The sequence below is a fragment of the Bacillus sp. 11B20 genome, from assembly GCF_056098985.1.
In genome coordinates this window covers 951,456-973,288 of record NZ_JBLZWZ010000007.1, presented here as the reverse complement: position 1 = coordinate 973,288, position 21,833 = coordinate 951,456, and the positions used below count along the sequence as shown (strand labels likewise).

The window sequence follows — 21,833 nt, the reverse complement described above, 5'->3', positions numbered from 1 at the left end:
AGCGCCAGTAGGACCGGTTGATCCAGTAGAACCTGTGGCACCAGTAGGACCAGTATCTCCAGTGCTACCCGTAGCACCGGCAGGTCCGGTAGCTCCAGTAATACCAGTGGCACCGGTAGGACCAGTAGCTCCGGTAATACCAGTGGCACCGGTAGGACCCGTATCTCCAGTGCTACCCGTAGCACCAGTAGGTCCGGTAGCTCCAGTGATACCAGTAGCGCCGGTAGGTCCGGTAGCTCCAGTGCTACCCGTAGCGCCAGTAGGACCGGTTGATCCAGTAGAACCTGTGGCACCAGTAGGACCAGTATCTCCAGTGCTACCCGTAGCACCGGCAGGTCCGGTAGCTCCAGTAATACCAGTGGCACCGGTAGGACCAGTATCTCCAGTGCTACCTGTTACGCCAGTAGGACCCGTTGGTCCAGTAATACCTGTTGCGCCGGTAGGTCCGGTTGATCCAGTAGGACCAGTATCTCCGGTGATGCCCGTAGCGCCAGTAGGACCAGTCGCGCCAGTAATACCCGTAGCACCTGCAGGTCCAGTTTCACCTGGTGCTGCTAAAAGTGTGTAATCTGGCGACGTATCTGGCGTACCTGAAGGTGGTGAAGAATTCACAAGATAAGTACCCCCACCATAAGTGACCACTTGCCCTACTGAATATGTTGGTGCCGTTACAGGATCATAGGATTCAACACCACTTAATCCGATCCCAGTAGGACCCGTAGGCCCAGTTTCTCCAGAAGCAGCCAAAAGGGTATAGTCGGGGGAGAGTCCAGGTATTCCTGATGGAGCGTCAACATTGGCAATGTAAGTACTGCCATCAAACGTGACCACTTGCCCTGCATCGTAATCTTGTGATTGTGAGGGATTAAAAGGAATAGCGCCGGTTAACCCGCCAGCTGGTCCAGTAGGTCCGGTTGGTCCGGGGGGACCTGCTGGGCCTGCCGGGCCTCTTGGTCCAGCTCTTTGATTTGGTTTTGATTGCTTTATTCCTTTTGCAATGTAGCAGGGGTGATTCCCTTGAGATATATTTTGTTTTATATATTCTTGTTTAATGAATGGACAGTCTCTTTTTCGAGGACGGTCATGACGTGATCTTTTGTAATGAGGCTGTTCATGGTATTTACCGCAAAAGGGACATTTGTGTTCGAATTGATTGTACAAATTGCCCATCTCCTAGAATTGATATTTCATTCTATGTGCAAATTTTTAAATTGGAAGTAAAACCTAAAAAATCATCATTTCGAAAATCATCGAATCAAATTATTTAAATCTTTCATGGATTTATGTTATGGTGTTGAAAGTATAAAATAGTATGATATTTGACAGAAATGGGGACATCATTTATGAGTCAATCAGTTTTACAGGGCAAAGCCTATTCCGTTTTAAATTTATCCTCTGTGACAGAAGGAGGCACCATTAAAGAATCTTTTGATCGTAGCATGGATTTAGCAAAAAAGGCGGAGAAGTGGGGCTATCATAGATACTGGCTGGCAGAACACCATAACATGGAAGGGGTTGCGAGCTCTGCAACGTCCGTTTTAATTGGATATATTGCGGGAGGAACAGAAAAAATTCGAGTAGGATCTGGTGGGATTATGCTGCCAAATCACTCTTCACTTGTCATAGCCGAACAATTTGGCACACTTGAGACATTGTATCCGGGGAGAATTGATTTAGGTCTTGGCCGAGCACCAGGGACGGATCAGTTAACAGCAAGAGCGCTTAGACGTAATCTTCATAACGGAGAAGATTTCCCTGAGCAGCTTGAAGAACTGATGCAATATTTCAAGCCGACCGGTCAGGTTAAAAAACATGTAAGAGCTGTTCCAGGAGAAGGCCTGGACATTCCAATTTGGCTCCTTGGTTCAAGTGGTTTTAGCGCCAGACTTGCAGGAGAACTTGGATTGCCATTTGCCTTTGCTGCACATTTCTCACCTAAAAATACAATTCCCGCGTTAGAATTGTACAGACAGTCATTTAGACCTTCTGATGTGTTAAAAGAGCCTTATGCCATGGTTGGTGTGACGGTTTTTGCTGCAGATCAAACTGAGCGTGCTGAATATTTGGCAACCTCTCATTATCAGCGGTTTTTAAGTCTCATTCGCAATACACCAGGAAAACTGAAAGCGCCTGTCGACAGCATGGACGGTCTTTGGAGTCCATATGAAAAGGCGATGGTGGATGAACAATTAAGCTCGACTATCATTGGGGATAAAGAAAAGGTGAAAACAGAATTAGAAGCCTTTATTGAAGCTACTCAAGCAGATGAAGTGATGATTAATTCGGATATGTTTGACCATCAGGAAAGAATGCGTTCGTATGAAATCATCGGAGAGATCTTTCAAGAGGCGCAAGAAAAATAAACAAAAAAAGAACTGCACAGCGCAGTTCTTTTTTATTTATGCTTTTGTAAAAATGCGAAATGGTTGTCCAATTGGCAGAACAATACGGCCAAAATGTGTATTTAGCACAACAGCTGCAGAACCATAAAATGAAAGCAGGGAAATGATCAATTCTGCAATACCAGCCATGGTATGAGTGACATCGTACATCACACCAAAAGTGCTAAGGGAAAGACCAATGAATAAGAAATCAATAAAGACGAAAATCAAAAATAACACTTTATGTGTTTCCATTGCACCAATCGTCATAAACAAGCTGAAAATCAAATAACCAATAAACGCAAAGCCTAGCTGTTTTGGATCTGCTGCTCCCGCAAGCGTTTTCCCAAAAACGCCGGCTTGAATGAGCCAAGTCGTTCCAACGCCCATCCAGAAAAGACCGAATGCGCCAAAAGCAGTGGCTCCAAAAATATTATGATGCTTTGAATCTTGTATGGACGCGATCAACTGCGCGATTCCTCCAAGGAAGATAGCCCAAGGTAAAATAAGGGAAGTGCCATCTGTGATTCCTAGTTTTTGTGAGGACGCAACGAGCGTCACCATTGCTAAACCAAACAAACCAAGTGGTGTTGGGTCTGCAATTGATAATCGAATTGCTTGAACATTCTGTTTTTCCATAATGACCTCCTACAATTTGCACTTACAAAAGATACTCGAATTCGATAGAAACGTCAAGCTCTTTTTTAGTAGACACTTGCATCGTCTTCCAAATAAATCTATATTTAATACATATCAAATGTGATAGAAAAAGAGGGATAATATGAGTAAAGGCTTATCTGGGAAAACGATTGCCATTTGTGGAACGAGAAAAACAGAAGAAATGCGTACACTTGTCGAAAAACAAGGAGGACAAGCCGTCATTCGCTCTCTTCAAGGAACCGTATTTTTAGCCAAAGAGGAATTAAAGCCAGGTATAGAAACCTTTGTGAAACAAGGGGCCGACTGGGTGATCTTGACGACAGGCATCGGTACAGATACATTGATTGAGAGTGCAGAAGAGCTGCAGCTTGGTAAAGAATTTATGAACATTCTATCAAATGCCCATATTGCTTCAAGAGGGTACAAAACCTTTGCTGCGTTGAAAAAACGCGGAATTCAGCCAGAGGTCTCTGATGAAGACGGAACGGTTCGTGACTTGATTTCAAAGCTTGAAAACAAGGAATTTCAAGGAAAACGCGTGATGGTGCAGCTTCATGGTGAAAATGCACCAGCTCTCATTCAGTTTTTACATGACAAGGGGGCAGATGTTTTGCCGCTTTTACCATATCAGCACACACCACCTGAACCAGAGGCTGCTGAAACGCTTCTGCAAGAAATGAAAGATGGACAAGTTCATGCCGTCTGTTTTACAACCGCTGTCCAGGTTCACGCCTTTTTCAAACTGGCCGCAGAATGGGGCAGAAAAGAAGAATTGCAAGCATTATTCGAGCAGGACGTTCTGGCAGTAGCTGTCGGGAAAGTCACTGCTGAAGCTTTAAAAGAAGAGGGAATAGACCGAATTCTTGCCCCATCACTTGAGAGAATGGGTGCAATGATAATAGAGTTATCCCGATATATGGAAAAACAATCAGCACACTCATAAAAAAACGCCTTTCACCAGATCAGTGAAAGGCGTTTTTGTTAGATTGTCCGTTTTCGATTCGTCCGAATTTTTTTGAGTACAAAGTAGAGAACAATCAGGATGATAGCAATGACCATAATAGGGGTTGTATAAGTATGAGCAACACTTTGAATATGATCCCATTTTGTCCCGAGCTGCATGCCAAGATAGATAAATAAGATGGACCAAGGAATGGCAGCTAATCCTGTCAAGAAAACAAATTTCAAAAAAGGCATCTTAGCAATACCCGCTGGAATCGAGATGGCATGGCGGACAACAGGGATAAAGCGTGCGGTAAACACTACACCGGTTCCATACCGGTCAAACCAGCGCTCTGCAGTCGCGATATGATGTTCATGGATGAATAAATACTTTCCATACTTTGTTAAAAAAGGTCTTCCGCCGTACAGACCGATCCAGTAAATAAAACACTGGGCGAGCGTACCACCGATGACGCCGGCAATAACAGCTCCAACAAAACCAATTGTGCCTGTTGACACCATATATCCGCCATAGGCAAGTACAATTTCACTCGGAATGATTTCAATCATCAGCCCTAGTGCTACACCTACATAACCAAGGCTTGTCAGCCAGGTTAAAATTTCATTAAAAAAGGTTCCCATTCATTTCACTCTGCCTTTAAATACGAATTTTCTTCAAGCATCCTTATAAGAGCCTATGCTTGTTTTGCTTTTCTCATGAGTATGCTTTCTATATATGCCAGCATGGCTTGCGGCTCATAGAGTCACCACTGAACCTGGCTTTTTCACCAAATCTATGTTGGCAAGCTCTCATCTAGCAGATTTTATCATACCATATTTGCCGGCATCTAGACGATCTACTTGCTATATGAAGAATGGCCACCAGAAAAGAGAATAGGCTGCATCCGTTTTTTCAGCAGATCATGATATAATTTGATAGATGAAACGAACGGGTGGTGCACAAGCATGTATTTAACAATCGCAGAAACAGCTGAATACTTGGAAGTATCAGAAGCGTATATTGAAAAATTGATCCAGCAAAAAAAGATCCGTTACGTATTTGACGGGGAATCTTATCTTATTTATCAAGGGCAGTTTCAAACGCATTTAAAGCAGCTCGAACAATATAAAGAGCTCGTCCAAGAGATCTTAAATGAACCGATTCCGGAAGACCCCGATGTAAAGGATGAAGATTAGAATATCTTTTCAATTGATTTAACATGGCTCAATGGCCGTGGGTGATAGATAGAATAATCTCTATTTGAAAGAAGCAGAATGACCATTCATTGGCAGTAAGGCTGGCAGCCGTCAGCTACCCAACCTGGGAGAGAATGAAATCTTGGCTAAACAAAGGAAGACCTTTCAGCTTAATTGCACTAGATACAATGGCAACCTGTGCAAAAGGGAATAGACCTGCTCTAGTGGAACAATATTCACCTAAAATCCTTAAAACTGATAAAAATGAAGTAGAAAAGTTTTTAAATGAATATTATCAAAAAGATCATGTTCCACGAGTGAAAATGAAAGTGTGCAAAATCTTGGAGAACAAGCAAGACATATTTGAATAAGCCTTTTTATTGGCTGACTCCCGTTTGAACAATTTTCATGTGGCATTTAACTTGTACATCTGCATCAGGATAAATGTTCTTCCATTTTTCTGGTGTCACTGCTTTGTCTTTTGATCTATACCTAAGGCCCAGCCCAAGAGGATCTATGTTTTGCTTTTTAAAGGATTGAACAAGGTCTTGTCCTTGCTGAGCGACACGTTTTTCTACTTCTTTTTCAACATGGTCCAATATAGAAGGTTTATCAATTTTTTTGGACTTCATGAATTCTTTTAATTCGCCTTTCAGCTTGATATCAATCATGATATGAGGCTTCTTTGTTAGGTTTTTCGTTGGTTTGATTCGGTAAGACACATGAGATTTGATATTTTCAATGACGACATGGGTCTTTGCTTGATCTGCCAATTGAAACTCATAGATGCCATTTTTATGATTTTCAATCATCGCTTTAAATGTGAACGTGTCTTTTCCAGGTATATGACTGACCATTTTTTCATGATCAAACAAAGCGACTCCTGTGATCTTGATGCCACTGTTTGTTTTCTTGATGTAAGGGAGGTATGCATCGACCCCTTTTGCCAGCATCTGATTCATAAAAATATGCTGATTGGTGACAGGTTCATTGCCATTTCGCATATTTTGGGTGAGCAGATCAGAGAGATATACACCTATATTTAAGTTCGTTTGATTCATTTTTGTGTATAATAACTCTTCCACTTCTCCGCCTACAATGGCAAACACTTGGCGTGAACCAATGATAGGATCACGATAAATATAATTCATTAAATCAATCATGCCGACTTCTTTTGCTAACTTTTCACTGACTAAAATAACGAGCACCTGGCCCATGACGACTGGAAAAGGCGATTTTTCTGATACAAGAAATTGAATATTGCTAATGGTGTTTGACCTTGCACTTAATATTTGATAACTTCCTTGCTCTTGACTTTTAAAGACAGGGAAGACAAAGAAGCCCTTCATTTCTCCATCTTCCAATAAATCAAATCCTGCCGCCTGAGAGATATTTAATTCATCTAAAAGGCGGGGCTCTGCACAGCTGGTTAACAAAAGACTACACAACATGAGGCCCGTAAGTATATAACGTTTCATGCTCGTTTTTTCCCCCTCCTTTTTTTCAGCATCAGTCCAATGACCATACAGATAATCAATCCATAGATCAGAATGAATCCGCTAAATTCCACCCATTGATTAAAGGTTTCAAAAGAAGTTGCACTGGCAAAAAACGAAAACATGATCAGAATGAGGATGCTGAGCCCGATGAACGTGACGCGCTGGTTCGTATGAAGCATTTTTTTTGCCATTCGGCTCGCTGCCCATAATGGAATCGTGATATTAGGAATGATCAGAAGTAGCCAAAGAGACACTTCAATAAATTCAAAGCGCTGGATAAACGGAAGCTTCACAATGCTCGTTAACGTTAGCGTCGGCCATTTTGTTAATTTGAGCTGAGCACTTGAGTAATACGCTATAGAGACGAGAAAAGTGAGCAAGTTTAAGCATGTCGTAAATAATACCCCCATGTGAGCAAATTTTTGAGATGTCTGAGCTTGTTTAATAAAGGGATAATAGACAAGCAGGGTGCCAAAACCAAACATGGATAAGGATGCATCTTTGACTCCCACAAGCATTTGCGAAAATGTATGATCAAACATTGGGAACATGAAACGAAGGTGACTATACTTCATGGCATAAAAACAGATAAACGTCATCCAATACGTCAGTACAACACTAAAAAATGCCCATCCAGCAATGGTTCTAAAGCCACCAGTATGTATGTAATACACAAGCAGCAGCAGTACAGACGCAAACAAAAGACCAGGAATTTCTTTAAACAGCCATACATGGATCACATCCATGTAATGGATAAGGACGGTCAGCGACAAAGAAGCAAAATATAAGATATAAAGAATGTTGAATAATTGCCCAATCCATTTGCCAAATACATATTGCGTGATTTCACCAAATTCATCCGAAGGTGCCTTTTTAAACATCAAGTACATGAGAAAGATCATCACATTGACGTTCATGCCAGAAATCAAAATAGCGATCCATCCATCATTATTGATAGAACGAACAAGGTTTGTTTGAAAGTTTAAAATGCTGACACCGACTTGATTGGCATTGACGAGAAAAAACACAAAATAAGGAGATACTTGAAATTTCTCTTTGACAGAAGAAGAACTCATGCCTTCACTTCCTTATTCATAAAAATCATTTTTCCCCTTACGGCCTTGCTTTGGCTTAGAGCGATGGATGGTTTCATTTTGCGGTCGTAAATTTTCCGGCCTTTTGTTCAAAAAACGGAGCTGAGGACGAATCAGACTGCCCTTTAAATCAGCAAGGCGCATTGGAAAAATAGGCTCTAAATATGGGCGGCCAATTGAAGTTAATTTCATTAAATGGGTGAGCAGAAAAGATCCCATCACAGCAATGCCTAATGCGCCCCAAACCTGTGCTGCGAGTAAAAAAGGGAATCTCAGCAGCCGAATGGTACTGCCCATTTTGTAAATAGGCGTGACAAATGAGGCGAGAGCAGACAGGGCAACAATAATGAGTAAAATATTGCTCGTTAAACCTGCTGCTACAGCCGCCTGTCCAATGACAATCCCTCCAACAATCCCGAGCGTCTGCCCGACTTTAGCTGGGAGCCTTGACCCTGCTTCTCTTAGTAATTCAATCGAAGTCTCTAAAAATAGTGCCTCAATGATCGGAGGAAATGGAACAAGATAGCGCGAGGATACAATGGTTTCTAATAAATCCTTTGGAATCAGCTCATAATGAAAGGTTAAAACGGCGACATATAAAGGTGTCGCAAAAATGGAAAATATCACGGCAAATATGCGTAACAGCCTAAAGCAAGAAGCCGCAATCCACGACATATTGTAGTCTTCCATAGTGGAAAAATACTCAAGTAAAATAGTTGGGGCAAGCAAGACATGAGGCGAGCCATCCACTAATATGGCAATTTTCCCTTCTGATAAACCTGAAGACACACGGTCGGGTCTTTCTGTATTCAAAAACAATGGAAAAATCGTATTTGACACATCATAAAGCATTTGAGCGAGGTAATTCGCATCTAAAATCTGATCATAATCAACGTCCTCAATTCGCTGCAGAACCGTTTCGATGTTTTCTGGGTTAGCGATTTCTTCAATATATAACACGGCTACTTTTGTTTGAGAGAGCGTACCAACCGTCTTTTCCTCAACTTTCAGGTTAGGCGTCGGCAGCCGCCGCCTGACCAAATTTAAATTGGTATCTAAAACCTCCACAAATGCTTCCTGTGCACTGATAATGCCAAATTCAATCTCAGGCGGACCAACTTGTCTGCCTTTCTTTTCTTCAATCGGCAAAAGAAGCGTTTTGCCCCAGTCTGTCTCAAGTCTAATAGCAATGCTACCCCGGTGAAGGGCTTCTTCCACTTTTTGAAGATCGTTCGTGATGACAGCCTGCTCAATGGGAATTTGTTCTTTCAGCTCTTCAAGAGTAGGTGTCAGGTGCATTTGTTTGAGAGAGGGGAGAATTTGTTCATGTAGAAGATGTCCATTAATTAAAGATCGAAAAAAGGAAATCCTATATAGAAAATCTCCATTTCGAGACAGCTCATTTGTAAAATCAGCAGAACGTGACAATGCTTCAAATACTGAATTTGGGTCCTTTTGTTGTTTGTTTTTTTTCAGCATTTGAACCAGCTCCTTCGGCAATTTTCCTCTATTATCCAACCAATTGTCTAAAGATATGCATAAAAAAAGCGTTCAGCTTGATGGGCTGGACGCTTTTTTTCCATATTGAACGGCTTCTAATAATAAATCAGCTAGATGGACAGCATGCATGGTCGGCGAGTGCTCCGCGCGTTTGATGCCTGCTGCCATTTGCAGCTGACAGCCTGGATTAGACGTAACAATGGCAGCAGCCTTTGTTTCCCTTGCTTCTGTCATTTTATGATCTAAAATTTGCATGGACATCTTTGGCTGCAAGATGTTGTAAATGCCAGCTGAGCCGCAGCACCGGCCCGAATCCTTCATTTCATTAAATGATACGCCTTGAATGGCCTTCATCAGCACCCTTGGCGCATGCTGTACACCCATTCCGTTCCGCAAATGACAGGAATCTTGATAGGTGATGGCTTGCTCTGGCAAAGCAAGCGGCATGCGGCGGTGAAATTCCAGCTCCACTAGAATGTCTGATATATCGGTGATTTTCTTTGAGAAGACTTCACTTCGTTTTTGAAAGTCCGGATCATCGTGAAGCAAATGATCGTAATCACTTAAAAAAGCACCACAACCGCCCGCATTCATGACTATGGCATCTGCATCTATCTTTTCAAATGCTTCAATATTCCGCTTTGCTAGCTGTTTCGCTTGCTCTTTTTCTCCGCTATGACCATGAAGCGCTCCGCAGCACGTCTGAATAGGAGGGACGATGACGTCACAGCCTGCCAGCTGCAAAAGCTGGATAGTCGCTTCGTTTGTACTGGAAAAAACGGTGTCCATTAAACAGCCAGTAAAAAAGGCGACACGCTTACTTGCTGGGCCGGCGGCTTTGTATTCCGTCAAACGGTTTTTCTGTTGACGCGGCACCTTTGGAAGCGCCTGTTCCATCAGGCGTAAGTGCGGTGGAAGCACCTTCAGCATACCAGTTTTGCGGGCGGCTGTTTGCAGACCAGATGTTTGATAAAATCGAAGAAGTCCTGCCGCTTGCCGCATTCGGCTTTGTGAAGGAAAGAGTCCTTTGAATACTGCACGTCTCACAAGTTTGACAGGGATGGATTGTTTTTTGTGCTGCTGAATGATGTCTCTTGCATCCTCAAGTAACCGGCCATATTTGACGCCGGAAGGGCAGACCGGTTCACATGCACGGCAGCCAAGACAAAGATTCAATGAATGCTCGACATCTTCATCTGGCTCAATGACGCCGTCTCTTACCGCCTTCATTAAAGCAATTCGGCCGCGGGGAGAGTGTGTTTCTTGTTGACCAGATTCAATATAAGTTGGGCAGGAGGGAAGGCAGAAGCCGCAGCGCATGCAATTGAGCAGCTCTTTTTCGTCCATTTGCTGCTGAAATGATTGCTGAATCTCTGTTTGTTTAGAGGAGCTCATGAGACCACCACCCGCTTTCTTGCGGCTTTACCAAACACTTTATCAGGGTTCATCATATTTTCTGGGTCTAGCGCTTGTTTGATCGCTTTCATTGCTGCAATGCCTTCTTTTTTGACCTTTAGTTCCAAGTAAGGGGCTTTCATAAGACCCACACCATGTTCACCCGTAATGGTGCCGCCAAGTGAGACGGCTTTTTCAAAAATGGCCTGAAAGGCTTCCTCCACCCGTTTCATTTCTTCTTCATTTCTTGCATCTGCTGCACAAGTAGGGTGCAAATTGCCATCACCTGCATGACCAAATGTGCAGATTTTCACTTTGTACTCCTTCGCAATATCTTCGATCGCCCGCACCATGCTGGCAATTTCAGACCGGGGGACTGTGGCATCTTCTAAAATGGTCGTTGGGCTTAACCGGGCGAGGGCAGATAAAGCGGATCGTCTCGCTGTTAAAAGGGCATTTGCCTCTTCTTCAGAATGAGCGATATTCACTTCTTTTGCACCGTGCTGCTTACACACTTTTGCGATGCTCTGCATATCACGGGTAACCGCCTCAGGATGGCCGTCCTGTTCGATTAACAGCACCGCTTGAACGTCCGTCGGCAAACCGATTTTTGCAAAGTCTTCAACAACTTCCAGGGTCGGCTGATCCATAAATTCTAATGTGGCGGGGATGATACGCTCTGCAATAATCGCCGACACTGAAGCGGCTGCTTCCTCTAGGCTTTCATATAAGCAAAGCATTGTTTGTTTTGTTTCTGGAAGCGGCAAAAGCTTCAGCGTGGCTTCAGTAACAATCCCGAGCGTTCCTTCTGAACCTACGAACAAACGAGTCATATCATACCCGGCCACGTCCTTTGCAAGTTTGCCGCCTGTTTTAATGATGTCACCGTTTGGCAGAACCACTTCAAGTCCAAGTACATAATCTCTTGTCACGCCATATTTTAAGCCCCGGAGACCACCTGAATTTTCATTAATATTTCCGCCTAATGTAGAGATTTTCATAGAGCTTGGATCAGGTGGATAGAAGAGCCCTTTTGCCTCTACTTTGCGAATGAGTTCCTGTGTGATCAAACCAGGCTGCACCGTTGCTGTCAGGTTTTCTTCATCTATTTCTATTAATTGGTTCATTCTTGTAAACAGCAGCACAAGTCCGCCTTGTGTAGGACATGTACCTGCACAAAGATTCGTTCCTGATCCTCTTGGCACGATCGGTATATGATATGAGGCGCAGAGCCGGACAATTTGCTGGATTTCCTCAGCCGTATGCGGGCTTACGATGACATCTGGCATCTGCTGAAAATTTGGTGTTGCATCATAAGAGTAGGCAAGCCGATCGGCTTTACTGTCCTGTACGTAAGGCGCACCAACAATCTTTTTCAATTGATTTAAAAATTCAGAATTTAACATACGCATTCAACTCCTACTGATTAGACGTATCGTTTCTTTCAGTATAAAAAAAGAATCGCCTCATGCCTATGGACGATTCTACAAAATATCGGGCTGTTCGCTTCGTTTTTTTGGATCATGATCTAAAAGCATGAAGGCTAAATAAAAAAGCATTGCATCTTGCATGCGCTTTGGATCAAGTGTCGTTAAATCTTGGATTCGTTTTAGCCTGTAATGTAGTGTATTGATATGAACATGCATTGCTTCTGCGGTATATTTCAATGAGCAATCTGATGTCATGAGTACCCGCAATGTTTTCACTAATTCAGGATAGGGGAGAAGAGGGGCGATCGTTCGATCAAGAAACACTTCCTTTGTTTCCTGACTCACTTCCTCCATAAAAAGTTCAAGCGTTAAATCTTCATCAAATACAATCGGCGTATCAGCATGTGCCATTTTTAATGCACGAAAGGCTTGTTGAAAGGATTGCTTCATCAAATGAGCAGCTGCTGGTTTTCCCGCCCCAATCAAAACCCCTGGCGTGCTCTGCGCCGTAAGGGAGGCATGGATGTGAAATAGGCGCTGCTGCAGTGTTTTACGATCATCTGCTGTTGTTTGCAGCATAAGCAAAAAGCGGGCATGCCCCCAGCGGACGATGATCTCCTGACTAGTGAGATTCAGCGCTTCCTTTAATTCTTTGTATTGATTTTGTTTCATAAACGATTCATCCTGACAATCGATCAGGACAACCGCACGCTCCTTGTTGATATCAAGCTGAAGCCGCGATGCTTTTTCAGCGAGATCAATCGCTGTCTCTGGCAGATGGAGCCAGTCGAATACAAACGCTTCGAGCTGACGTTCATCCGTTTCGGTTTCTTGAAAAAATTCATGTTCATGAATGAGCAGCTCGGTCATTTTTCTTAATATTTCGCCAAAAGGAGACACATGTACAGGATCTCCTGTCATCCCAATGACTCCGATGACCTCCTGCTTAAAATAAATAGGCAGATTGATGCCAGCTTTGACGCCTTTCATGTGGTGCTGGTCATCCTTTGTGAGAATTCGTTTCTGTCCTTCAAAAGATGTCAGATAAGCTCCTTCATGAAATTGTCCAATGCGCGCTGGATCTGTTGCTGCAATGATGGTGCCGTTCGTTTGTGCGATGATGATTTCCTCAGTCAGCACCTTTTTCACTTCGTCTACGATCTTTTCTGCCAGTGTCATTGTGAGCAAAATGTACCCCTCCGAGATGTTTCTTTTGACACTATCATACCATCATATGCTAGGACATATCTTTCTTTTCCTGAGTTATGCTAAAATAATAAACGCACATGAAGGAGAAGAAAGGAGACATAGCTATGTCACTGCAAAATCGCTTACAAGATTTACTGAAAGAAGGACAAGCGCTGACAGACTTCGAATATGATGAAGCGGCGAGCCGCAATTGGCCTTTAGAAGGGGCGAGAATAAAAGAAGAAGCGCGCTTTGGCGATGTATATATAGAGCGTGTAGACAAGGAATCTGAGGACATGATTCAAACAGAAGACGCCTCATTTCTAAACACGCCGCTTACATATGTGAAAAAACATCAAAAAGAATTTATTTATATCGAATCAAAGTGGTTTGATGTCGTGAAAGTTGATGGCTTGGCCATTGAATGGGACGAAGTGTTTCAAACGTATACCGTGTTATTCGGTTTCAAACGTCCTAAGAAAGACACGAATATTTTAAAGGACTTGCTATCGCCATTAAATGGTGCTCAGCTTCAATTTAATGGACAAGATGGCTTATTTGATGTGAATTTACAGCTTCTTGAGCTTGAGGACATCCACGAAGATATGGCTTTCATTGACGTTATCTCGGCTGTGTACCGATTTTTATTCCGTATGGTCATGCAGCTTGAAATCAATGAATCAAAAAACGGCTCAAATTCCTGAGCCGTTTTTTTTGATCTATTCATTTGATGAAGGCGTGACAAACCGCACATCATGCTCTTTTCCATATTGAAGATAATGTTCATGTGGCTCCTGATTGGTCACGACGACATCAATTTCGTGCAAATCACAAAACGTGGTCAAGGCGTAATGATCGAATTTGCTATCATCCACTAATAAAAACGTTTTGGCACTTTTTTGAACGAGCGTCTTTTTAATATCGGTTTCAAGCGGGGACGAATTCGTGACGCCGTGATCAATGGATAAACCAGTTGACGCGATAAAGGCTTTATTCACATTGTAAGCTTTTAAGCGCTCTACACTTTGATAGCCTACGAAAGAATTTGTTTTCCTTTCAAGCATCCCGCCAGTAGAAAAGATGGTGAGATTTTCATAAGGCATCGCTTGTGTAATGAAATCCACATTATTGGTCACAATGGTCACCTGTTTCTCTGTCAAATAGGGGAGCATCTCAAGCGTTGTCGTACCAGAATCAATAAAAATCATATCCCCGTTTTCCACAAAAGCAGCAGCCGTCTGACCGATCAATTGCTTTTTACTGAGCTGACGGATCTTTCGCTCTTTATACACCACTAACGTTGAGTGGTTCACAGCCACTCCGCCATACACTTTTTTGAGCACGCCAGACTCGACCAATGCCTGTACATCTCGGCGTATCGTGTTTTTTGAGACACCAAAATGCGCCACAAGCTCATCAAGTGAAGCAGATTCCCGGTCAAACACATACTCTTTAATTTGCTGAATCCGTTTTGTTTTTATCATGCTTCATATCTCCAATCAATCCGAATGTCCTTTTTCCATTATACCAATAAATTCTCTTACATGGATTAGGTCAATTGATTCTCTTTTCTCCTTTGATATAAAAGCGTATGATAGAAAAAAGAACGAAACCAGAAAGGACTTTCACTTCTATGAATCAATCAAACAACCCATTTTCAAAGCTTGCGAATTTTAGAGAAGTAGGGGGACTTCAAACAACAGAGGGGATGGTGATCAAAGAGGGAATGATTTATCGATCCGCAGACTTATCTCGATTGACGAAACAAGACATCGAGATATTCTCAACACTCGGGATTCAAACTGTTTGCGACCTCCGTACAACCTCAGAACGTAAATCACATCCACCAAAGATCAAGGAACACGACAAAATCGTCCATATTCCGATGCAGCCTGACAGTAAGATGCCGAGTAAATGGACCATGTTTCGTATGCTGGTAACAGAAGGGAAGTCTCTCTCATTTACACCGATCATGAAAGATTTATATCAAAGCATGCTCACCGAGCGTAAAGAAGAGATTCGGCAGCTGTTCACACTGCTTTCAGATCAAAGCCATTATCCGCTGATGCTTCACTGCACGAGTGGCAAGGACCGTACAGGTTTTTTATCTGCCCTGATTCAGTTAACAGCAGGTGTACCGCTGACTGTCGTTTTAAGTGAATACATGCGGTCCAATGAAGGCGTGCAAATGCTTGTCAGAAGGCAGGAACGATTTGTCCGATTGATGAGTTTATACCGGGTATCAAAAGAACAAATTCAGCCGCTTGTCGGTGTGCAGCAAGATTATCTTGAAGATGTGCTGCACGAAATGCTGGAGACATACGGGAGTGCAGAGCGGTATTTAATTGAAGCCTGCAAAGTCCCTGAAGCTCAGCTCAATGAAATGAAAAACATTCTGCTTACACCATCTGCTGGCATTCCATCACAAAAAGCGGAATAAACTGAATATGAGGTGATGCAAAACATGCTGAAAAAGATCAGTATGACAGTTCTAACACTGATGTTAATGTTTGTATTCTTATTGATTCCTTCTAGCAGTCTAGCAGCTCGTCCAGTGCCAAAAGGGAAGCTTGAGAGCACTAGAGAGATGCGCGCGGTATGGATTGCATCGGTTTATAACTTAGATTGGCCCTCAAAGAAAGGGCTGCCCGTAGCAGAGCAGAAAAAAGAGTTCATTCGTTTGTTAGACGAGATCAAAGCGATGAATATGAATGCCGTCATTATGCAAATTAAACCAACAGCAGATGCCTTTTATCCTTCAGCATACGGACCGTGGTCAGAGTATTTGACTGGAACGCAAGGGAAAGATCCTGGGTATGATCCGCTTGAGTTTATGATAGAAGAAGCTCATAAACGCGGCCTTGAATTTCATGCTTGGTTTAATCCTTACCGAATCACGATGAATCATACTGATCTCAGCCGTTTATCAGCTGATCACCCTGCAAGACAACATCCTGAATGGACCATTGCCTACGGTAATCAGCTTTATTACAACCCTGGCATCCCTGAGGTTCAGGACTTCATTGCCCTCGGCATAGAAGAGGTTGTGAAAAACTACGATATTGATGCAGTGCATATGGATGATTATTTTTACCCGAATAAAATAGCCGGTGTGCCGTTTCCAGATCAAGAAACGTATGAAACATATGGGAAAAAAGCTTTTACACATATAGAAGATTGGCGAAGAGATAATGTGAATCAGCTGGTGAAACAAATCAATGACACCATTAAGAAAGAAAAGCCGTATGTGAAATTTGGTATTAGTCCATTCGGGGTTTGGCGCAACATAAAAGATGACCCGACTGGTTCAAACACCACTGCAGGAATGACCAACTACGATGATTTGTATGCTGATACAAGAGAGTGGATTCAGCAGCACGATATTGATTATGTCACTCCGCAAATTTACTGGAGCATCGGTTTTCAAGCTGCCGCTTATGACGTGCTGACGAAATGGTGGTCAAATGAGGTGAAAGGGGAGCCGGTTCACCTGTATATTGGTCAGGCGGCGTATAAAATTAATCAAAACAGTGATCCTGCTTGGTCTGACCCGGAAGAATATTTTAGGCAGATTGAGCTGAACAGGCAGTCACAGCTCGTGCAGGGAAGCATGCATTTCAGCTTAAAGGATCTCAATCGCAACCCTTTGAATGTAAAGGATCGATTGATAGAAGAGTCATACCGCAAACCAGCTCTCATTCCAGAAATGCCTTGGCTTCATCAGAAAGCGCCTAAAAAACCAATCATTCAATCTGTGAAAAAGACAGCGGATGGTGCGGCTTTGCAAATCAAAAATGATCCACATTCTACCGTATCCTATTATGCAGTCTATCGATTGACAAATAAAGGAACATATGAATTGCTGCAAACAGTTAGAAAAGAAAAAGGCGCCATCACAACGATTAAAGACCTACCAATCAATCAAAAGACGATTGATACTTATAAGATTACGGCTCTTAATCGCCTTCATCACGAAAGCAAGCCTTCTACAAAAATAGTGAAATAACGGAAAAGCATGAATGAGGATTTTCTTCGTTCATGCTTTTTTTCTATTATTCTTGTTTTAATTTTCTGAATTCAATCAAGCTTGGCATGAAGCCGCTGCTTGATTAATAAATATGATAGAAAAGAGCCAAAGGGGGAAACAAGATGGATTTTGAATTAACGAAAGAACAACAAATGATCCGCCAGATGGTCAAAGATTTTGCCAAAGCAGAAATTGCACCACACGCTCAAACGATTGATGAACAGGCCGTATTCCCAGCCAAAACGTTTCAAAAAATGGGGGAGCTCGGCTTTATGGGCATCCCCTTTCCAGAGAAATACGGAGGCTCAGGAGGAGATACGATATCGTATGCACTCGCTGTAGAAGAAATCGGAAAACAGTGTGCCAGTACAGGTCTTAGCTATGCCGCAGCCGTATCCTTAGGCGCAAGCCCGCTTTATTACTTCGGTACAGAGGACCAAAAGATGGACCACCTTGTCCCGCTGGCTTCTGGGACAGCACTTGGTTCCTTCGGTTTAACAGAACCAAACGCAGGATCAGATGCAAAAGGGACGAAAACAAAAGCAGTCAAAGACGGACAAGAATATGTCATCAACGGGGAGAAGTGCTGGATCACAAACGCCAATTTTGCCAGAACCATTATTGTCACCGCTGTCACGGATCATGATGAACACGGCCGCCCGATCATCTCCGCCTTCATTGTGGAGAAAGGGCAAAAAGGGCTGTCCATTACAAATCCATATGACAAAATGGGCGTGCGTGGGTCAGATACAGCAGAAATCATTTTAGACGGTGTACGTGTACCAGCCCAGAATATTTTAGGAGACCCAGCGAAAGGCTTTAAGCAATTTTTATATACATTAGACGGAGGACGTATTTCAATTGCTGCGTTATCAGTTGGCATTGCACAAGCTGCACTCGATGCTTCGCTCTCGCATGCAAAGGAAAGAAAGCAATTTGGGCAAACCCTTTCTTCCTTCCAAGCCATTCAGTTTAAGCTGGCAGATATGGCGATGCAAATAGAACTCGCGAGACAAATGGTTTGGAAAGCCGCTTGGCTGAAAGATCACGGCAAGCCGTTTACAAAAGAAGCTGCTTATGCCAAACTTTTCGCTTCTGAAATGGCGACAAAAGCAAGTCTTGATGCTGTCCAAATTCATGGAGGAACAGGCTATATGAAAGAATGTGGTGTAGAACGGCTAGTGAGAGATGCAAAGCTCATGGAAATTGGAGAAGGGACCTCTGAAATTCAGCGTCTAGTCATCGCAAGACAACTGTTAGCGTAATCCGATAATGAAAACGCTTACTATCAATGGAGGAGGAAAGCCATCATGTCGATTCATCCGCAGACAATCTGCTCCCTTTTAAAAGAGAAAAGGGAGCAGCATCCAGCACATGAAGCCATTGTGTATCCAGAACGTTCATTACGTTATTCATATGAAGCGTTTTATCGAGAAGTCAAGGAAACAGGAAAAGGTCTTATGGCATTAGGGGTTCAAAAAGGGGATCATATCGCCATCATGGCGCCTAATGTACCTGAATGGCTCATGCTGCAATTCGCCTGCGCGTCGATTGGAGCCGTTCTTGTCACTGTAAATACGAATTTTCAAGCACAGGAACTCGCCTATTTACTCAAGCATTCTGATAGCAGCATGCTGTTTATCGTAGACGGCTTTAAAGAGACATCCTATGTCAAAATGCTGGAAGAACTCATACCAGAGCTTCAAAACGCTCATCAAGGCGAGATCACCTCCTCATCTTTTCCTTATTTAAAAAGTGTCGTCTATATTGGCGAGCACACGCCAAAAGGCATGCGCAGCTGGAACAGTATTCAAGCTGCTGCTAAAAGAACTGAGGATCACGAGTGGGAGAAACGAATGGATGAGCTTGCGCCAGATGACGTCATTAATATGCAATATACTTCAGGCACAACCGGCTATCCAAAAGGAGTCATGCTCAGCCATACAAACATCGTCTGCAATGCCAGCCAAATCGCAGATTGTATGAAGCTCACCCAAAAGGATCGAATGTGTATCCCCGTTCCTTTCTTTCATTGCTTTGGATCCGTTCTTGGCGTGCTTGCTTGCCTCACAAAAGGAGGAACGATTATTCCGGTTGAATCCTTCCACCCAGAGCGAGTCCTTCAAACCGTGGAAAAAGAGAAGTGCACCGTACTTCACGGCGTCCCGACAATGTTCATTGCAGAGCTCGACCATCCGAATTTTCACCAATACGATCTGTCCACATTACGAACGGGCATTATGGCAGGATCTCTTTGTCCATCCCATGTGATGAAAGCTGTCATTGAACAAATGGGACTGAAGGAGCTCACAATTGCCTACGGACAGACTGAAAGCTCTCCTGTCATTACCCAAACAAGAACGGATGATTCATTTGAAAGACGGGTTCAAACCGTCGGCCGGGCGCTTCCTCACATCGAAGTGAAAATCACCGTTCCAGGCACGCCGGAGGAAGTACCAAGAGGAGAACAAGGCGAGCTGTGTACAAGAGGCTATCATGTGATGAAAGGCTACTATAAAAATGAAGAAGCCACAAATGAAGTGATTGATGAGGACGGCTGGCTTCATACGGGAGATTTAGCAGAGATGGATGAGGACGGCTATGTGAAAATCACAGGACGGCTGAAAGATATGATCATTAGAGGCGGGGAGAATGTATACCCAAAAGAGATTGAGGACGTTCTTTATACTCATCCGGACATTCTTGATGCACAGGTTGTTGGTATACCTGACGAGACATATGGAGAAGAAGCCGCCGCATTCATTCGGCTTAAGCAAGGTAGAGCGGTGACGATTGAGACACTCACCAGCTATTGTCAGTCGCAAATGGCGCGCTACAAAATCCCTAAATATTTTTTCATCACTGATGAGTATCCGATGACCGCATCAGGGAAGATTCAAAAATTTCGTCTGAAAAAACAGGCGCTTGATCTAATAAAGGAGTGAAGGCAGCGATGTTTCAAAAAGTACTGATTGCCAATCGAGGCGAAATTGCTAGGCGAATTATTCGAACATGTAAAAGGCTCGGGATCCACACCGTTGCCGTTTATTCAGAAGCAGATCAACATGCCCTTCATGTGCAAGAAGCAGACAGCGCCTATCTGATTGGAGGCGCGAAAGTATCTGAAAGTTATTTAAACATGGAAGCCATCATTAGGGTAGCCAAGCAGACAAATACAGATGCTATTCACCCAGGATATGGCCTCTTATCAGAAAATGCGGCCTTTGCAGAACGCTGCCGCAGCGAAGGTATTGCCTTTATTGGACCATCTGCACAAGTCATTCAGCGAATGGGGAATAAAATTGAAGCAAGAAAAACGATGGCTCAAGCAGGTATCCCCATTGTACCAGGCGTTTCAGCTCCGCTGCATGATGCAGAAGAAGGAGTGAGTCAAGCGCAGTCACTCGGTTATCCGATCATGCTCAAGGCATCAAGCGGGGGCGGCGGAATTGGTATGCAGCTCGTGCAAAATGACGATGAGCTGTACAGGGCTTTTGAAGGGAATCAAAAAAGAGCACAAAGCTTTTTCAACGATGGGACGCTGTATATGGAAAAGGTCATTGAAAACGCGCGGCACATTGAAATTCAAGTTCTCTTTGATTCCTTCGGCCATGGGGTTCACTTATTTGAGCGCGACTGTTCACTCCAAAGAAGACATCAAAAAATCATTGAAGAAGCACCAGCCGCCTGTCTCGATGAACCGGTGAGACGTCAGATGGGGGAGATGGCCGTCAAAGCAGCCAAAGCGATTGGGTATGAAAATGCAGGGACGATTGAATGCTTAGTCGATCAGCATCAACAATTTTATTTCCTAGAAATGAACACAAGATTACAAGTAGAGCACCCTGTCACAGAAGAAATTACAGGTATTGACCTTGTTGAGGAGCAGCTGAAAATCGCTGCATGTGAGCCGCTTTCCTTTAATCAGGAGGATATTCATCAAATCGGGCATGCCATCGAGGTTAGAATTTATGCGGAAGATCCCGTCACCTTTTATCCTTCACCAGGAACGATCACTCAGCTTTCTACGCCTGAAGCTCCGTATATCCGTCATGAGTCAAGTGTGACAAAGGGAAGCATTATAACCCCTTTTTACGATCCAATGATTGCGAAAATGATCGTTTACGGTGATACACGAAAACTTGCAATAGAACGATTAAAAGGGGCATTACAAGCATATGAAATAGAAGGGATCAAAACCAACTTACCGCTTTTAAGGGAAATGGCCGGATCTTCTGCTTTCTTACAAGGCAGCATCACAACCGATTTTCTCATGAAAAAAAGGGAGGGAAACCGTTCATGAAAACTGTCACGATTCAAATGGCCGGAAACTTGTGGAAGCTTCTTGTGAAACAAGGCGATGAAGTGCAAAAAGGACAGGAGGTTGCCATCTTAGAATCAATGAAAATGGAAATTCCGATCGTTGCTGAAGAGGCCGGGATCATCCGCAAAGTGCATAAAGCAGAGGGGGAATTTGTCGATGAAGGAGAGGTTCTTTTAGAACTAACAGAATAGGAGGG

21 protein-coding genes are annotated in these 21,833 nt (G+C 43.3%); 11 read left to right on the top strand and 10 right to left on the bottom strand.

Going from position 1 to position 21,833, the window contains the following annotated elements:
- A partial coding sequence (locus ACN6NB_RS09170; RefSeq protein ID WP_474253323.1) for a collagen-like domain-containing protein occupies positions 1-1,170 on the bottom strand: 1,170 nt, incomplete at its 3' end.
- A gap of 173 nt (positions 1,171-1,343) precedes the next feature.
- On the opposite strand from ACN6NB_RS09170, the gene ACN6NB_RS09165 reads away from it, so the two are divergent.
- Positions 1,344-2,363, top strand: a complete 1,020-nt coding sequence (locus ACN6NB_RS09165; protein ID WP_058838608.1) for an LLM class flavin-dependent oxidoreductase — start codon at positions 1,344-1,346, stop codon at positions 2,361-2,363.
- Positions 2,364-2,399: 36 nt separating this feature from the next.
- Here ACN6NB_RS09165 and ACN6NB_RS09160 read toward each other — a convergent pair whose 3' ends face one another.
- The gene (locus ACN6NB_RS09160; RefSeq protein WP_024425703.1) at positions 2,400-3,020 is read right to left on the bottom strand and encodes an acetate uptake transporter; all 621 of its coding nucleotides are present in this window, start codon (positions 3,018-3,020) and stop codon (positions 2,400-2,402) included.
- A gap of 142 nt (positions 3,021-3,162) precedes the next feature.
- Between ACN6NB_RS09160 and ACN6NB_RS09155 the strand changes: the two genes are divergently transcribed.
- Entirely contained in the window at positions 3,163-3,984 is an 822-nt protein-coding gene (locus tag ACN6NB_RS09155; RefSeq protein ID WP_064498564.1) for a uroporphyrinogen-III synthase, read from the top strand.
- A gap of 38 nt (positions 3,985-4,022) precedes the next feature.
- Here ACN6NB_RS09155 and uptA read toward each other — a convergent pair whose 3' ends face one another.
- Entirely contained in the window at positions 4,023-4,625 is a 603-nt protein-coding gene (uptA, locus tag ACN6NB_RS09150) for an undecaprenyl phosphate transporter UptA (RefSeq protein WP_064498563.1), read from the bottom strand.
- A gap of 324 nt (positions 4,626-4,949) precedes the next feature.
- Between uptA and ACN6NB_RS09145 the strand changes: the two genes are divergently transcribed.
- Positions 4,950-5,180, top strand: coding sequence for an excisionase family DNA-binding protein (locus ACN6NB_RS09145; RefSeq protein WP_039179160.1), 231 nt, complete (start codon positions 4,950-4,952; stop codon positions 5,178-5,180).
- Between the two features lie 89 nt (positions 5,181-5,269).
- Entirely contained in the window at positions 5,270-5,551 is a 282-nt protein-coding gene (locus tag ACN6NB_RS09140) for a hypothetical protein (protein ID WP_228279896.1), read from the top strand.
- Positions 5,552-5,557: 6 nt separating this feature from the next.
- Here ACN6NB_RS09140 and ACN6NB_RS09135 read toward each other — a convergent pair whose 3' ends face one another.
- From ACN6NB_RS09135 to ACN6NB_RS09110, 6 genes are all read right to left on the bottom strand, one after another.
- Positions 5,558-6,658, bottom strand: a complete 1,101-nt coding sequence (locus tag ACN6NB_RS09135) for a Ger(x)C family spore germination protein (RefSeq protein ID WP_058838609.1) — start codon at positions 6,656-6,658, stop codon at positions 5,558-5,560.
- Positions 6,655-7,755 carry a GerAB/ArcD/ProY family transporter gene (locus ACN6NB_RS09130; RefSeq protein ID WP_144495914.1) on the bottom strand — a complete coding sequence of 367 codons (1,101 nt, stop codon included), beginning with the start codon at positions 7,753-7,755 and terminating at the stop codon, positions 6,655-6,657. Before ACN6NB_RS09130 ends, ACN6NB_RS09135 begins: the two co-directional genes overlap by 4 nt.
- A gap of 12 nt (positions 7,756-7,767) precedes the next feature.
- On the bottom strand, positions 7,768-9,252 hold the full coding sequence (locus ACN6NB_RS09125) for a spore germination protein (protein ID WP_059377401.1): 1,485 nt from the start codon (positions 9,250-9,252) through the stop codon (positions 7,768-7,770).
- A gap of 72 nt (positions 9,253-9,324) precedes the next feature.
- Complete coding sequence (locus ACN6NB_RS09120; RefSeq protein WP_327842517.1) at positions 9,325-10,668, bottom strand: (Fe-S)-binding protein; 1,344 nt, start codon at positions 10,666-10,668, stop codon at positions 9,325-9,327.
- On the bottom strand, positions 10,665-12,074 hold the full coding sequence (glcD, locus tag ACN6NB_RS09115) for a glycolate oxidase subunit GlcD (protein ID WP_327842516.1): 1,410 nt from the start codon (positions 12,072-12,074) through the stop codon (positions 10,665-10,667). Before glcD ends, ACN6NB_RS09120 begins: the two co-directional genes overlap by 4 nt.
- A gap of 78 nt (positions 12,075-12,152) precedes the next feature.
- Positions 12,153-13,286: a CdaR family transcriptional regulator gene (locus ACN6NB_RS09110; protein ID WP_039179144.1), complete on the bottom strand. Its 1,134-nt coding sequence runs from the start codon at positions 13,284-13,286 to the stop codon at positions 12,153-12,155.
- A gap of 125 nt (positions 13,287-13,411) precedes the next feature.
- Between ACN6NB_RS09110 and ACN6NB_RS09105 the strand changes: the two genes are divergently transcribed.
- A complete protein-coding gene (locus ACN6NB_RS09105; RefSeq protein WP_039179141.1) occupies positions 13,412-13,990 on the top strand; it encodes a hypothetical protein in 579 nt (192 codons plus the stop codon).
- Between the two features lie 15 nt (positions 13,991-14,005).
- Here the strand turns inward: ACN6NB_RS09105 and ACN6NB_RS09100 are convergent, their stop codons facing one another.
- Positions 14,006-14,770 carry a DeoR/GlpR family DNA-binding transcription regulator gene (locus ACN6NB_RS09100; RefSeq protein ID WP_144464604.1) on the bottom strand — a complete coding sequence of 255 codons (765 nt, stop codon included), beginning with the start codon at positions 14,768-14,770 and terminating at the stop codon, positions 14,006-14,008.
- Between the two features lie 149 nt (positions 14,771-14,919).
- On the opposite strand from ACN6NB_RS09100, the gene ACN6NB_RS09095 reads away from it, so the two are divergent.
- The 6 genes from ACN6NB_RS09095 to ACN6NB_RS09070 all read left to right on the top strand — a co-directional run bounded on the left by ACN6NB_RS09095 (position 14,920) and on the right by ACN6NB_RS09070 (position 21,828).
- The gene (locus tag ACN6NB_RS09095; RefSeq protein ID WP_341040568.1) at positions 14,920-15,726 is read left to right on the top strand and encodes a tyrosine-protein phosphatase; all 807 of its coding nucleotides are present in this window, start codon (positions 14,920-14,922) and stop codon (positions 15,724-15,726) included.
- A gap of 24 nt (positions 15,727-15,750) precedes the next feature.
- Positions 15,751-17,292: a glycoside hydrolase family 10-like protein gene (locus ACN6NB_RS09090; protein WP_338595063.1), complete on the top strand. Its 1,542-nt coding sequence runs from the start codon at positions 15,751-15,753 to the stop codon at positions 17,290-17,292.
- Between the two features lie 143 nt (positions 17,293-17,435).
- Positions 17,436-18,578, top strand: coding sequence for an acyl-CoA dehydrogenase family protein (locus ACN6NB_RS09085; RefSeq protein ID WP_064498554.1), 1,143 nt, complete (start codon positions 17,436-17,438; stop codon positions 18,576-18,578).
- 45 nt (positions 18,579-18,623) lie between these two features.
- Positions 18,624-20,258: an AMP-binding protein gene (locus tag ACN6NB_RS09080; protein WP_338595060.1), complete on the top strand. Its 1,635-nt coding sequence runs from the start codon at positions 18,624-18,626 to the stop codon at positions 20,256-20,258.
- Positions 20,259-20,266: 8 nt separating this feature from the next.
- A complete protein-coding gene (locus tag ACN6NB_RS09075; RefSeq protein ID WP_059377385.1) occupies positions 20,267-21,616 on the top strand; it encodes an acetyl-CoA carboxylase biotin carboxylase subunit in 1,350 nt (449 codons plus the stop codon).
- Complete coding sequence (locus tag ACN6NB_RS09070; RefSeq protein WP_039179120.1) at positions 21,613-21,828, top strand: acetyl-CoA carboxylase biotin carboxyl carrier protein subunit; 216 nt, start codon at positions 21,613-21,615, stop codon at positions 21,826-21,828. Before ACN6NB_RS09075 ends, ACN6NB_RS09070 begins: the two co-directional genes overlap by 4 nt.
- Positions 21,829-21,833: the final 5 nt, after the last annotated feature.

Bases quoted from the DNA above. Each gene is read 5' to 3' on its own strand.
- ACN6NB_RS09070 (WP_039179120.1), top strand. From the start codon at position 21,613: ATGAAAACTGTCACGATTCAAATGGCCGGAAACTTGTGGAAGCTTCTT.
- ACN6NB_RS09160 (WP_024425703.1), bottom strand. From the start codon at position 3,020: ATGGAAAAACAGAATGTTCAAGCAATTCGATTATCAATTGCAGACCCA.
- ACN6NB_RS09105 (WP_039179141.1), top strand. From the start codon at position 13,412: ATGTCACTGCAAAATCGCTTACAAGATTTACTGAAAGAAGGACAAGCG.
- uptA (WP_064498563.1), bottom strand. From the start codon at position 4,625: ATGGGAACCTTTTTTAATGAAATTTTAACCTGGCTGACAAGCCTTGGT.
- glcD (WP_327842516.1), bottom strand. From the start codon at position 12,074: ATGTTAAATTCTGAATTTTTAAATCAATTGAAAAAGATTGTTGGTGCG.
- ACN6NB_RS09075 (WP_059377385.1), top strand. From the start codon at position 20,267: ATGTTTCAAAAAGTACTGATTGCCAATCGAGGCGAAATTGCTAGGCGA.
- ACN6NB_RS09120 (WP_327842517.1), bottom strand. From the start codon at position 10,668: ATGAGCTCCTCTAAACAAACAGAGATTCAGCAATCATTTCAGCAGCAA.
- ACN6NB_RS09080 (WP_338595060.1), top strand. From the start codon at position 18,624: ATGTCGATTCATCCGCAGACAATCTGCTCCCTTTTAAAAGAGAAAAGG.
- ACN6NB_RS09090 (WP_338595063.1), top strand. From the start codon at position 15,751: ATGCTGAAAAAGATCAGTATGACAGTTCTAACACTGATGTTAATGTTT.
- ACN6NB_RS09155 (WP_064498564.1), top strand. From the start codon at position 3,163: ATGAGTAAAGGCTTATCTGGGAAAACGATTGCCATTTGTGGAACGAGA.
- ACN6NB_RS09125 (WP_059377401.1), bottom strand. From the start codon at position 9,252: ATGCTGAAAAAAAACAAACAACAAAAGGACCCAAATTCAGTATTTGAA.
- ACN6NB_RS09095 (WP_341040568.1), top strand. From the start codon at position 14,920: ATGAATCAATCAAACAACCCATTTTCAAAGCTTGCGAATTTTAGAGAA.
- ACN6NB_RS09145 (WP_039179160.1), top strand. From the start codon at position 4,950: ATGTATTTAACAATCGCAGAAACAGCTGAATACTTGGAAGTATCAGAA.
- ACN6NB_RS09085 (WP_064498554.1), top strand. From the start codon at position 17,436: ATGGATTTTGAATTAACGAAAGAACAACAAATGATCCGCCAGATGGTC.
- ACN6NB_RS09165 (WP_058838608.1), top strand. From the start codon at position 1,344: ATGAGTCAATCAGTTTTACAGGGCAAAGCCTATTCCGTTTTAAATTTA.
- ACN6NB_RS09135 (WP_058838609.1), bottom strand. From the start codon at position 6,658: ATGAAACGTTATATACTTACGGGCCTCATGTTGTGTAGTCTTTTGTTA.
- ACN6NB_RS09130 (WP_144495914.1), bottom strand. From the start codon at position 7,755: ATGAGTTCTTCTTCTGTCAAAGAGAAATTTCAAGTATCTCCTTATTTT.
- ACN6NB_RS09100 (WP_144464604.1), bottom strand. From the start codon at position 14,770: ATGATAAAAACAAAACGGATTCAGCAAATTAAAGAGTATGTGTTTGAC.